Source organism: Fredinandcohnia quinoae (genome assembly GCF_022427965.1).
Taxonomy (GTDB): Bacteria; Bacillota; Bacilli; order Bacillales; family Bacillaceae_L; genus Ferdinandcohnia; species Ferdinandcohnia quinoae.
Genome location: NZ_JAKTTI010000063.1, coordinates 1 through 12039, shown reverse-complemented (window position 1 = coordinate 12039; position 12039 = coordinate 1). Strand labels below are relative to the sequence as shown.

The following is a 12039-nucleotide window of genomic DNA, read 5'->3' as shown; positions in this document are numbered from 1 at the left end:
TTGGATAGATACGGAATTTGTATGCCTTGTTGATTAGCATTGTTTTCACCTCACCCCAAAAGGGAATGTTCGTTCTAATTTTACCATACGGAAACCACTTTGGTTACTACCAACCGACATTCATCTCCCTCTTATCGTTGGGCTGCGCCCATCACACGATTGAAGAGGGAGCCTTCTGTCGGAAAATGATAAAAAAAGTACTATTAAAATGTTTGTGAATTATTTAAGTAAAACACCTAGCAAATAAGTTTGCTAACGAATACATTCACTAAGTACCTTATTTCAAGCACAATAACGAGAGCAAATTAATTTGTATTAACCAATCATATTCTGTACGATAATAATAGAGATTATTTAGGAGGTTCGATCGAAATGACACTAGAAGTAGGAAAAAAAGCTCCAGATTTCAAATTGACAGCAAGTAATGGGGAGACAGTTTCTTTATCTGATTTTAAAGGGAAAAATGTAATTCTCTACTTTTATCCAAAGGATATGACACCAGGCTGTACGACACAAGCATGTGATTTTCGTGATGCCCATAAGAGCTTTGCAGAGTTAAATGCTGTTATTCTAGGGGTAAGCCAGGATCCAATTGATAAGCATAAGAAATTCATTGATAAATATGATTTGCCATTTTTATTGCTTGTTGATGATGAGCATGATGTAGCGAAAAAGTATGATGTATGGAAGTTAAAGAAAATGTTCGGAAAAGAATATATGGGGATGGAGCGTTCAACATTTCTCATTGATAAAGACGGAAACCTTGCTAAGGAATGGCGTAAGGTGAAGGTGAAAGGTCATGTTGAGGAAGCATTGGAATATGTAAAAAACAATCATTAAATAAGCTATAATAAATATATGAAAAAAGACATATCTACCATTTGGATATGTCATTTTTATATTTTGGAAAAAAATTTTGTAAGCAAAATCTTAGACATGTTACATAATATAGTGTTAAGATAATGTTATGTAACATCACGACAAGGGGATATTACATGGAATTTGTTGAAGCAATTCGTGATAAGAAAAAGATTCAGGCAATGAAAAAGATATTAAAAATGCATTCAGAACGGGATTATTTGCTTTTTGTATTTGGAATTAATACAGGATTAAAAATTTCAGAAATGCTTGCACTTAAGGTAGGTGATGTACTTGAGGAAAATGGGGGGATAAAGGACTTTCTAACCCTTACAGGGGAAGATAATATTGAGGAAAGGTATATTTATCTAAATAGCAAGGTACAAAGGGCGATTAAAGAGTTCCTTGCATCCGTTCCTTTAGATAGGGATTCATTTTTATTTTTTTCTCCTAAAACACTTCAAGCAATCTCAAGGCAACAGGCATATCGTATTATCAATCATGCTGCTAAAGAGGTTGGAATTGAATCGAAAATTGGTACACATTCGTTACGAAAAACCTTCGGGTATCACGCTTTTAAACGAGGAGTTGCAATATCCCTGTTACAAAAACAATTCCATCACTCCTCTGCATCGGAAACTCTTAAGTATATAGGGGTTTCTAAAAGTGAGAAGATTCGAACTGAAATTGATGTTAACTTGTAACGGATTGTTAGGTAGGTTTTGCCAATGTTATATACCCATATTATAATGAACGAAAAAGTTTAGGAGGAATATGAAATGAAGGTAAGGGAAAGCGATCTTCCAGGTATCGGATATAAGTTCGAAATCATAACAAAGAATCAGGATAAAATCGTGGTGGTTATTCATGATGATGGTCGAAGAGAGATTTATCATTTTGATTCTGACGATCATGAGGAATGTGTCTCAAGTATAGCTTTTGATGATTCAGAAGCAAGACAAATCGCAGGAATATTAGGTGGTATGGCTTATAAACCAAAGGCCTTAGAAACAATTGACATTGCCTTTGATGATTTAATCATTGAATGGTTTAAGGTAGAGCCAGGTGCGCCTGCTGTTAACAAAACAATCGGTGAGATTGATGTACGAAACAAATATGGTGTGACTGTTATTGCGATTATGAAGAAAAATATGAAAAAATCAAACAATCCTGGTCCTGACACAGTGATTGAAGCAGGAGATACATTGGTTATCTCTGGTGAAAGAAATGAATTGAAAGGATTGATAACAAACTTACTATCAAATAAGGAGTGATGGTTATAGATGGATCATTTAATCTTTGAAGTAGGAACAGCTCTTGTTATCGTTGCGATAGGAGCTTTATTAGCGAGTAAATTTAATTTTTCAATCATTCCTTTTTTAATTATTCTGGGGATGCTAGTCGGACCACATGCCCCTACAATTGGAATTATTAACTTAAAGTTTATTGAAAGTCAGGAATTTATCGCATTCATGGGGCGGATTGGTGTCCTTTTCTTACTCTTTTATTTAGGTCTAGAATTCTCTGTCGGTAAATTAATGAAATCTGGACGAAATATTGTAGTGGGCGGTAGCATCTATGTAGTAATGAATTTTATTTTAGGCCTATTATATGGTTTTCTTACTGGTATGCCCTTCATGGAAATGTTAATCATTGCTGGACTTGTAAGTGTTTCATCTACTGCGATTGTAGCTAAAGTAGTGGTTGATTTGAAACGTACTGCAAACCCAGAAACAGAATTAATTTTAGGAATTATTTTGTTTGATGATATCTTTTTAGCTCTATTTTTAACAATTATGTCAGGTGTATTGTTAGCTGGATCTACTTCAGCTGTAGGTATACTTGTATCAGTGCTAATATCAATCGGATATATGCTCTTATTTTTCATTATTGCACGAATAGGTGCACCGGTTCTTAATCGTTTGTTAAATATAAAATCGAATGAAGTGTTCATTATTGTCATTTTTGCATTATTATTTTTCATTGCAGGATTTTCAGAGACGATTCATGTCGCTGAGGCAATCGGAGCCTTATTACTTGGATTAGTATTTTCAGAGACAGAACAACGTGATCGAATCGGACAAATGGTTGTACCATTTAGAGATTTCTTTGGAGCTGTATTTTTCTTTAGCTTTGGATTAAATATTGACCCAGCTTCTTTAGGAGGGGCAGTTTGGTTGGCATTAGGAGCTGTCTTGGTTACTATTATTGGGAATTTTACTGCTGGTATGATTTCTGGTCGAAAAGCGGGGTTGTCCTATCGGGCTTCGACGAATATTGGGTTAACGATCATGTCCAGGGGAGAATTTTCTATAATAGTAGTCAATTTAGGCCTTGCTGGAGGATTAATGCCTATTTTAAAGCCATTTACAGCCGTGTATGTTCTTGTACTTGCTATTATTGGTCCACTTTTAACGAAGGAATCTAAAAAAATCTATCAAGTTTTAAATAAGATATTTAAATGGAGCGACGTCTCTGTTCGAAAGAAAATAAAGGTTCCAGGTGAATAGATCATAACCATTAACGCATTTTTCGAGAATGCGTTTTTTTTTATCTATTAAAATATGACTAGGAATCTTTTTTTAGGAGCCAGCTATCGTATTTTTGACAAAATTCGGACACTATTACTTCTTGGTTGATTTTAGATTTTTCTTTCTATATAATGGGGTTATTAGTAATGATAATCGTTTTCAATTATCGTGCTAAGAATACAACATGTTATGAGGATTACATATGAAACTATGGATGTTAATAATCGCAAGCATAGTCCTGTCATTCATTTCGCTATTTATTGGAGCAATTGATATTACACCAATGGATTTACTTGATTGGGAATCGGATGAGACTCAAATCTTCCTAATTAGTCGAGTGCCTCGATTAGTGGCGATCATATTGGCAGGAGCAGGAATGAGTATTGCTGGTTTAATTATGCAAAGTTTAAGTCGAAATAAATTTGTTTCACCAACGACTGCAGGTACTTTAGATGCAGCGAAGCTAGGGATTCTAATCTCAATGTTATTCCTTACAAATGTAACGTATACGCAACAAATTATTTTCAGCTTTGCATTTGCTCTAGTAGGAACATTAATCTTCATGCAAATATTAGATCGAATTAAATTTAAAGATGCTATTTTCGTTCCGTTAATCGGAATTATGTACGGAAATATTTTGTCATCGATTACAACATTTTTTGCGTATGAAGGAGACCTTCTCCAAAACATATCATCTTGGTTAATGGGAAGCTTCACATTAATCATATCTGGTCGCTATGAACTGTTATATGTAAGTATTCCAGCAGTCATTTTAGCGTATCTTTTTGCGAATAAATTTACTGTCGCAGGTATGGGTGAGGATTTTGCTAAAAACTTAGGGTTAAGTTATAAGTTTGTGTTGAATATCGGTCTTATTCTAGTTGCTATTATTTCAACAACAGTGGTACTAACTGTTGGTGTTATTCCATTTTTAGGTCTTATTGTACCGAATATCGTGTCTCTTTATTTAGGGGATAATTTACGAAAGACGATTCCGCATACGGCAGTTCTTGGGATTGTGTTTCTATTAATCTGTGATATTTTAGGAAGAATTATCATTCATCCGTACGAGATTCCAGTCAATGTAACTGTTGCAGTAATTGGCAGTGCAATCTTCTTAATTATGTTATTTAGGGGGAGAGCATATGCGAAATAGTACGAAACTGATTTTATTAGCAGTCCTTGCAATTATTTGTATTTTATTATATGGATTTTATGATATAAAAGGCGGCTTTGACTACGCCTTTCCAAGACGTATGATAAAAGTATCAGCAATGGTTGTAACAGGGATTGCAATCGCGTATTCAACTGTCGTCTTCCAAACGATTACACAAAACCGTATATTGACACCTTCAGTTATGGGTCTTGACTCAATGTATGGAGTTGTTCAAACATTAATCTATTTCTTTGCAGGCTCCATGTCTGTATGGGTGTTAAATAAATATCTAAACTTTGGTGCAGCCATTTTTGCAATGGTACTGTTTGCACTCATTTTGTACCGATTCCTTTTCCGTTCCGACAAGCATCCGATTTTCTTCCTTTTATTAATCGGAATGATTATCGGGACACTTTTGGGAAGTCTTGTGACATTTTTACAAGTGTTGATTGACCCTGTCGAATACTTAAGTCTTCAAAGCCGGCTGTTTGCGAGTTTTACAAACGTTAAGGCGGAGTTATTATATATTTCAATTGGAATTTTACTAATCGCATTTATCTATGGTTATCTTATTATGGATAAGTTAGACGTAATGTCACTTGGCCGTGAGAATGCGATGAATCTTGGTATTAATTATGACCGTATGGTAATGAATGTTTTAATCTTATCATCGGTGTTAATTGCGACAGCAACTGCACTTGTTGGTCCGATTACGTTTTTTGGATTAATTGTGGCGAACCTTGCCTATCAATATTTAGTTACGTATAAGCACTCGATCTTAATTTTAGGTGCTAGTTTAATGAGTGTTATCGCCTTAGTTGGGGGGCAGTTCCTTGTAGAGCATATTTTGGAATTGCGTACAACGTTAAGTGTGATTATTAACTTTGTCGGTGGTATTTATTTTATTTACTTATTATTAAAAGAAAGTAGGGCAGCAGGATGATTGAGATCAAGGGATTAACGAAGCTATATGGTAAGAAACCTGTTGTAGAAGACGTATCAGTAAGAATTGAACCTGGGACAATTACCTCATTTATCGGGCCAAATGGTGCAGGGAAATCTACGCTTCTTTCAATGGTGAGTCGATTATTAAATGCGGATACTGGGGAAGTTTTACTTGATAAGAATAACGTTAAAAAGTGGAAATCATCCGAATTTGCAAAGCGTGTATCGATTTTGAAGCAATCAAACTTTATTAATGTACGTTTAACGATACGGGAGCTAGTTGCTTTTGGCCGCTATCCGTATTCAAGAGGACGTCTTACTGCTGAAGATGAAAAATTTATTAACCAAGCACTGGAGTATATGAACTTAACTGATATGCAAGATAAGTTTTTGGATGAATTATCTGGTGGTCAGAAACAACGTGCTTTTATTGCGATGGTTATTGCCCAAGATACTGACTATGTATTACTTGATGAGCCGCTAAATAACTTGGATATGAAACATTCTGTTCAAATTATGAAAATTTTACGTAAGCTTGTGGATGAACTGGGCAAAACCGTTGTTATTGTATTGCATGACATTAACTTTGCTTCGGTTTATTCAGATCGAATTGTTGCGTTAAAAGATGGGAAGCTTGTAAAAGACGGTCCAACTCATGAAATTATTAACACGGACGCATTACGCGAGATTTATGATATGGATATTCCAATTCAAGAACAACATGGATGTAGGATTTGTGTATATTTTAATTCTCATTCATAAAACTAGAGACCTGGAGACATAGACTCTGGGTCTTTTTAACTTTATTCAACTGAATAAAGTTAAAGCCTCCGGTGAATGCCGCAGATTTTTTACAAGAATTAAATGAGTTTTAAAAAAGTTTTCAAAATGGTATTGACGAAGTAGATTGATGTCGATATAATGAGAATTGTTATCAGTGATAATGATTATCATTTCTAGTTGTTACATAATGTCCAAGAGGAGAGGAAAGACTCATGAAAAAATGGTTATTAGCTTTTGCACTTTTAGCATTAACAGTCGTAATTGCTGCTTGTGGTAGTGATGAAAAAGCTTCAAAAGATAAAGATGAGCCTACTGCATCGGGAGACAAAGCAAAAGAAACTGAAGTAGTAAAAGAAGGAGAAGGTCCAGTTTACCCAATGACTGTATCTCCAACAGTTGCTGCCTCTGAAGGTCAAGATGGTACAAAAACAACTTTTGAAGATGTAACATTTGATAAAATGCCAGAAAAAATCGTAGTATTTGACTATGGATTCTTAGATACATTAGATGCACTTGGTGTTGAAGGAGTTGTAGGTATTCCTAAAGATACTTCTTTACCGTCTCACCTAGAAAAGTATTCAGCAGATGAGTATGTAAGTGTAGGTAATCTAAAAGAGCCTTTACTTGAAGATATAGCTGAACTTGATCCAGATGTCATTTTTATCTCTGGTCGTCAATCAGCATTCTATGAGCAATTTGAAGAAATCGCTCCTGTCGTATTCGTTGGAACATCTCAAGACGACTATTGGAACACATTCCTAGCTTCTGTAGATCTTGCGGCTAAAATGTTTGGTAAAGAAGCAGAGGCAGAAGAATTCAAAGGTAAATTTGATTCAGCTCTAGAAGAAGTTAAGACTTTAGCTGGAAATTATGAAACTTCATTAGTGACGATGTACAACGAAGGACAATTATCTGGTTTCTCAACAAATTCTCGTTATGGTTACATTTATGATACTTATGGCTTCAAACCAGTAACAGAAGATATCGAATCTTCTTCACACGGTTCTAACTTTGGTTTCGAAGCAATTTTAGAATTCGATCCACAAGTGTTATTCGTTATCGACCGAACTGCTGCAATCGGTGAAAAATCAAATATTGATAAAGATATGGAAAATGCAATCGTTAAGAAGACAGATGCATATAAAAACAATCGAATTGTATACTTAGACGGACCACTTTGGTATTTAAGTGGCGGTGGCTTACAATCTGAGCTTGCAAAAATCCAAGAAATTTTAGATGAATTAAAATAAGTAAATAATGTATGAAAAGAGGCTGCCCAAAGGTTGGTGAAAACTGACTTTTGGGTAGTTTTTTTAGAAAGTATATGTGCACATAACTTTTGTAACGTGGCAAATATCATTTTAAACGTGTATATCCTCAGAACATCGCGCAAAATCATTTTTAGTATTCCGTAATGATTACGTAATCTTCTCTTAAGGTTAACTCTATATACTGGTAAATAAGGTTTGAATTATAATGTAAAGGTGATAGATTCATGAATCGAATTATTATCGGTATTTTCATTGCGATTATTGGGTTTACGATATTAATAACCGGCTTTACGATTTCCACTGATTTAATGGAAAACAGGTACTACCGAATAACTGGGGGTATTTTAGTCATGGCTGGCATATACCTCGCTCCAAGTTTTAAACGAAAGAAAGTAGAGGCACCGAACCAGAAAATTGATTGAATCAATTGAATAGTTGTAGATAGCCTATTTTACAACCTACAAGACAGGAGTCTATACCGATAACTGGCGACAGCGTATCTTATTAGTGTAGGGCATACCTCCTCAGATGTTAGCGTGAATGTAGTGCGAGAGAAATCTCGCACCTTTTTTTATGAAAATTCAAATGATAGCTACCATGAAAACCCACATGTTGGTAATATAAAGGAGAGGAGGTTTTAATGGAATATGCTGATATTATCTACAATTAAACCTAAAGAAGAGTTAATAAATAAAATGAACACACTTTTTCCAAAAGATGAATTTCATTATTATCGTAACATGGAAGAAGCACAACATGAGTTAAAAAATGCAGATATTCTGATTACATATGGGGAGGACTTAACGCCTGAATTGGTTTCGATAGCCTCTAAGTTAAAGTGGATTATGGTGATGTCGGCTGGTTTGGATCAAATGCCATTTGACGCTATACAAGAAAAGGGGATTCTTGTTACGAATGCAAGGGGTATCCACAAAATTCCGATGGCAGAGTATACGATTTCAATGATGCTTCAGGTCATTAAGCAAAATAAACGATTCATTGAACAACAGAATCAGCATCTTTGGAAGCGAACCGGATTCCAGACAGGCGAGTTATTCGGTAAAACCATTGGGATATTAGGGGTTGGTGCAATTGGTGGGGAAATCGCACGACTTGCTAAGGCATTTAATATGAAGGTGCTTGGCGTGAATCGAAGTGGAAAACTCCATGAATTTACTGACCAAATGTATCAGGTAAGTGAAATAGAGGAGTTTTTACCTAAACCTGATTTTATTGTATCTGTACTGCCGAGTACTGATGAGACGAAGTACTTATTATCGGAAAAACATTTTAATTTAATGAAAAGTGATGCAATCTTCATTAATATTGGTCGTGGGGATCTTGTGAAGGATGAAGTACTGATAGAGGCGTTGAAAAGCAAAAAGATTTCACACGCTATTTTAGATGTGTTTGAACAAGAACCACTTCCAAGTGATCATCCTTTCTGGGATATTGAACAAGTAACGGTTACTCCTCATTTTTCAAGTAAAACAGACATGTATTTACCACGGTCATTTGATATTTTTGAAAAGAACTTTCAGATATTTAAGCAGGGAAGTAATGAGTACATAAATAAAATCGATTTGGAGCGGGGGTACTAATTATGAAAATTTATACAAAAACAGGTGATAAAGGAACGACATCATTGGTTTATGGGCAGCGAGTTTCGAAGGATGACTTACGTGTGGAGGCTTATGGAACTTGTGACGAAGCAAATTCTGTTATTGGTGTAGCTTTGAGTCACTTAAATGACTATAGTTTTGAAGGGAAAGAAGAGGTTTTTGATATTTTTAAAAAAGTTCAAACTGTTCTTTTCCACGTAGGTGCAGAACTAGCTACCCCGACTGGAAAAGAAGTAAAATGGAAGGTTGCAGCTGAAAATATTATTGAATTGGAGCAAGTGATCGATCAATGGGATGCACAACTCCCACCACTAACTAATTTTATTTTACCAGGTGGTAGCAATACAGGTGCTTCTCTTCATGTGGCAAGAACAATTGTACGAAGAGCAGAACGTAGGGCAGTTACGATTGGAGAAGAAGTAAACCCACTTGTTATATCTTACCTTAATCGTTTATCAGACTTTTTATTTGTTGCGGCTCGGTATGTGAATCATAAATTAAGCATTTATGAACCGACACTACATCAATAAGCCAATAAAAAATAAATAGGGGTAAATCATTAATATTAGTCATATAGTAACATTAGAAATGTTGACAAATATAGGGTAATCAAGATACACTAATTATAAAGATTATAAAATAATAATGTTTTTTAGGAAGGGGTGCATGGCGGTGTCAGATAATCATTTGAAGGAAGCACTAGATACGTTGAAGGATACTGGGGTTAGAATCACTCCGCAACGTCATGCGATACTAGAATATTTGATCAATGCAATGACTCATCCAACGGCTGATGATATTTATAAAGCACTCGAAGGGAAATTTCCTAACATGAGCGTTGCTACCGTGTATAACAATCTTCGTGTTTTTCGTGAGGTTGGCTTAGTTAAGGAATTAACATATGGTGATTCTTCAAGTCGTTTTGATTATATTACAACACATCACTATCATGTGATTTGTGAAGAATGTGGTAAGATTGTTGATTTTCATTATCCAGGCTTAGATGAAGTAGAAGCATTAGCAGCACATGTAACTGGTTTTAAAGTGAGTCATCACCGTATGGAGATTTACGGAACATGTATGGAATGCCAAAAGAATAATGCTCATTAAGAAAGCTGACATTAATAGAAATGTCAGCTTTTTTTCTCGAGCTTTTTTCGGTTGTATTTCTCATCAAATTCTTTTCCCTCTAGTTCTGGGTCAAGTGTTAATGGTTCCCGACAATACATGCACATGTCAACCCGACCAAGCATTTTTGTTGGTTTATCACATGACGGACAAATAACTTGAATCGTCTTCGTCGATAACATTCCAATCCAAAAATACACAACTGTACTTGCAATGATAAATAGAAGTCCAAGTATCATAAAGATTGTCATCACAATAACATTTGATTTAAAGAAAATGCCGCCATACATTACAATGAAACCTGCAAAAATTAATCCTAAAGCAAAAGAACGAATTTTATTAATTTTACTAGAATATTTTATACCCATAACATACAACCTCCTTCATATACTATACAATATAAAAGCAAAACTTAAAAAGAATAAATATAAACTTCAGTAAAAGGGTTTTTATTTTATTTCGTCGAAATATATATTAAGTACGTGTTCAAAAATAAAGACAAATGAAGTACAATTTAAAAGTTGCCAACTTCCAGACAACGAAGGGCTACTTACATATAATTTTTGAACAACCTCTGCAAGCATTAGATTGGAGGAAATTAAAATGGAGGACTTACTTAGACCCATTTATCAGGAAAGAGCAAGTAATCTACATACATTAGGTATTATCATGATTGAAAAAAGTGATGAGGCTTTTCCGATTACAGATACATTCAATTCAGTGCTATTAGTCATTGTAAAAGAATCACAGAAACCTTTCATCATTAAGCATTATGAGTCAAACAATGGAAAAGCCACCTTGTATACTGTTACAGATACTCAACTGAAAGAGTGGTTATTATTAGGATCAAATCGAAAAGTAATTGATTGGATTCTAAATGGAAGAGTGATGTTTGATCGTAATGATTATATAGAAGATCTAAAAAAAGAGCTGTACGAATTTCCAACTGAAGAGAGACAAATCAAAATGGGTGTGGAGTTTGCAAAGCTAATTCGCCGCTATCAGGATGGAAAGGCATTTTTTGAACTTAAACATAATCTAGATGCATATAATTATGTGATCCATGCTTTACATCATTTAGCCAGACTAGCGGTAATTGAAAAGGGATTTCATCCAGAGGTAACAGTATGGAATCAAGTTAAACAAATTGATCCACAAATCCATAAGTTATATGTAGAATTGGTTGAGAGCGAAGAGTCCCTTGAAAAACGACTGGAACTATTATTTTTAGCGAGTGAGTTTTTAATCCATTCTCGAGTAAGGCTTGGAGGAAGTCACTTAATTAATGTGTTATCCGAAAATGAGGATTCATGGTTATATGGAGAAATTATGGAGCATCCAGACCTTCAAATATATTCGGTAGACCTTGAGGTTTTTATTGAGTTTCTTGTTGAAAAACATCTATTAGAAGTAGAATTAATGGAAACAAAAGGCCAAGGTATTTATCATAGAAAGTATAAAATCAGTAAATAATATATTGAAGAATCTCTTTTACGCTTTAGCGTAGGAGTGATTCTTTTATTATTTTAATAAAATATTATAATAGGTATTGACGAGAAATTAGAATCCATGTTATATTAGATTTCGCCGCTGAAAAAGCAGTTCAGACGGCTTCAAAAAAAAGAAAAAACATTATTGACATCAACTAGTCAATATGTTATATTAAGAAAGTCGCCTCGTGAGGTTGACTAAAAAAGTTCTTTGAAAACTGAACACAATACAAGCGTCAACGTTTAATCAAGATA

The 12039-nt window shown here is 34.7% G+C and carries 14 protein-coding genes; 13 read left to right on the top strand and 1 reads right to left on the bottom strand.

The features are described 5' to 3' along the window. The first annotated feature begins 372 nt into the window (after nt 1–372). The 12 genes from bcp to perR all read left to right on the top strand — a co-directional run bounded on the left by bcp (nt 373) and on the right by perR (nt 10276). Complete coding sequence (gene bcp / locus MJG50_RS21540; RefSeq protein ID WP_240257841.1) at nt 373–840, top strand: thioredoxin-dependent thiol peroxidase; 468 nt, start codon at nt 373–375, stop codon at nt 838–840. A gap of 155 nt (nt 841–995) precedes the next feature. Continuing rightward, on the top strand, nt 996–1562 hold the full coding sequence (locus MJG50_RS21535) for a tyrosine-type recombinase/integrase (RefSeq protein ID WP_240257840.1): 567 nt from the start codon (nt 996–998) through the stop codon (nt 1560–1562). 75 nt (nt 1563–1637) lie between these two features. Then, nucleotides 1638–2132, top strand: a complete 495-nt coding sequence (locus tag MJG50_RS21530) for a cation:proton antiporter regulatory subunit (protein WP_240257839.1) — start codon at nt 1638–1640, stop codon at nt 2130–2132. A gap of 9 nt (nt 2133–2141) precedes the next feature. Then, nucleotides 2142–3368, top strand: coding sequence for a cation:proton antiporter (locus MJG50_RS21525; RefSeq protein ID WP_240257838.1), 1227 nt, complete (start codon nt 2142–2144; stop codon nt 3366–3368). Nucleotides 3369–3591: 223 nt separating this feature from the next. Continuing rightward, nucleotides 3592–4545, top strand: coding sequence for an ABC transporter permease (locus MJG50_RS21520; protein ID WP_240257837.1), 954 nt, complete (start codon nt 3592–3594; stop codon nt 4543–4545). Continuing rightward, the gene (locus MJG50_RS21515; RefSeq protein ID WP_240257836.1) at nt 4535–5488 is read left to right on the top strand and encodes an iron chelate uptake ABC transporter family permease subunit; all 954 of its coding nucleotides are present in this window, start codon (nt 4535–4537) and stop codon (nt 5486–5488) included. Before MJG50_RS21520 ends, MJG50_RS21515 begins: the two co-directional genes overlap by 11 nt. Next, nucleotides 5485–6252 (top strand): iron ABC transporter ATP-binding protein, encoded by a 768-nt coding sequence (locus tag MJG50_RS21510; protein WP_240257835.1) that lies wholly within the window; start codon nt 5485–5487, stop codon nt 6250–6252. The genes MJG50_RS21515 and MJG50_RS21510 overlap by 4 nt, the downstream gene beginning before the upstream one ends. 233 nt (nt 6253–6485) lie before the next feature. Beyond that, nucleotides 6486–7523 carry a siderophore ABC transporter substrate-binding protein gene (locus MJG50_RS21505; protein WP_240257834.1) on the top strand — a complete coding sequence of 346 codons (1038 nt, stop codon included), beginning with the start codon at nt 6486–6488 and terminating at the stop codon, nt 7521–7523. A gap of 245 nt (nt 7524–7768) precedes the next feature. Continuing rightward, nucleotides 7769–7966: a hypothetical protein gene (locus MJG50_RS21500; RefSeq protein WP_240257833.1), complete on the top strand. Its 198-nt coding sequence runs from the start codon at nt 7769–7771 to the stop codon at nt 7964–7966. Nucleotides 7967–8191: 225 nt separating this feature from the next. After that, nucleotides 8192–9145: a D-2-hydroxyacid dehydrogenase gene (locus tag MJG50_RS21495; protein ID WP_240257832.1), complete on the top strand. Its 954-nt coding sequence runs from the start codon at nt 8192–8194 to the stop codon at nt 9143–9145. A gap of 2 nt (nt 9146–9147) precedes the next feature. Then, nucleotides 9148–9696, top strand: a complete 549-nt coding sequence (locus MJG50_RS21490; RefSeq protein WP_240257831.1) for a cob(I)yrinic acid a,c-diamide adenosyltransferase — start codon at nt 9148–9150, stop codon at nt 9694–9696. A gap of 136 nt (nt 9697–9832) precedes the next feature. Beyond that, the gene (gene perR / locus MJG50_RS21485) at nt 9833–10276 is read left to right on the top strand and encodes a peroxide-responsive transcriptional repressor PerR (protein WP_240257830.1); all 444 of its coding nucleotides are present in this window, start codon (nt 9833–9835) and stop codon (nt 10274–10276) included. 23 nt (nt 10277–10299) lie between these two features. Here perR and MJG50_RS21480 read toward each other — a convergent pair whose 3' ends face one another. After that, nucleotides 10300–10662, bottom strand: a complete 363-nt coding sequence (locus MJG50_RS21480) for a YgzB family protein (RefSeq protein WP_240257829.1) — start codon at nt 10660–10662, stop codon at nt 10300–10302. A 235-nt stretch (nt 10663–10897) separates the two neighbouring features. Between MJG50_RS21480 and MJG50_RS21475 the strand changes: the two genes are divergently transcribed. Then, the gene (locus MJG50_RS21475; RefSeq protein WP_240257828.1) at nt 10898–11767 is read left to right on the top strand and encodes a nucleotidyltransferase-like protein; all 870 of its coding nucleotides are present in this window, start codon (nt 10898–10900) and stop codon (nt 11765–11767) included. The last annotated feature ends 272 nt before the right edge of the window (nt 11768–12039 follow it).

Coding starts and splice junctions, on each gene's coding strand:
- bcp (WP_240257841.1), top strand. CDS start 373: ATGACACTAGAAGTAGGAAAAAAAGCTCCAGATTTCAAATTGACAGCA.
- MJG50_RS21535 (WP_240257840.1), top strand. CDS start 996: ATGGAATTTGTTGAAGCAATTCGTGATAAGAAAAAGATTCAGGCAATG.
- MJG50_RS21530 (WP_240257839.1), top strand. CDS start 1,638: ATGAAGGTAAGGGAAAGCGATCTTCCAGGTATCGGATATAAGTTCGAA.
- MJG50_RS21525 (WP_240257838.1), top strand. CDS start 2,142: ATGGATCATTTAATCTTTGAAGTAGGAACAGCTCTTGTTATCGTTGCG.
- MJG50_RS21520 (WP_240257837.1), top strand. CDS start 3,592: ATGAAACTATGGATGTTAATAATCGCAAGCATAGTCCTGTCATTCATT.
- MJG50_RS21515 (WP_240257836.1), top strand. CDS start 4,535: ATGCGAAATAGTACGAAACTGATTTTATTAGCAGTCCTTGCAATTATT.
- MJG50_RS21510 (WP_240257835.1), top strand. CDS start 5,485: ATGATTGAGATCAAGGGATTAACGAAGCTATATGGTAAGAAACCTGTT.
- MJG50_RS21505 (WP_240257834.1), top strand. CDS start 6,486: ATGAAAAAATGGTTATTAGCTTTTGCACTTTTAGCATTAACAGTCGTA.
- MJG50_RS21500 (WP_240257833.1), top strand. CDS start 7,769: ATGAATCGAATTATTATCGGTATTTTCATTGCGATTATTGGGTTTACG.
- MJG50_RS21495 (WP_240257832.1), top strand. CDS start 8,192: ATGCTGATATTATCTACAATTAAACCTAAAGAAGAGTTAATAAATAAA.
- MJG50_RS21490 (WP_240257831.1), top strand. CDS start 9,148: ATGAAAATTTATACAAAAACAGGTGATAAAGGAACGACATCATTGGTT.
- perR (WP_240257830.1), top strand. CDS start 9,833: ATGGCGGTGTCAGATAATCATTTGAAGGAAGCACTAGATACGTTGAAG.
- MJG50_RS21480 (WP_240257829.1), bottom strand. CDS start 10,662: ATGGGTATAAAATATTCTAGTAAAATTAATAAAATTCGTTCTTTTGCT.
- MJG50_RS21475 (WP_240257828.1), top strand. CDS start 10,898: ATGGAGGACTTACTTAGACCCATTTATCAGGAAAGAGCAAGTAATCTA.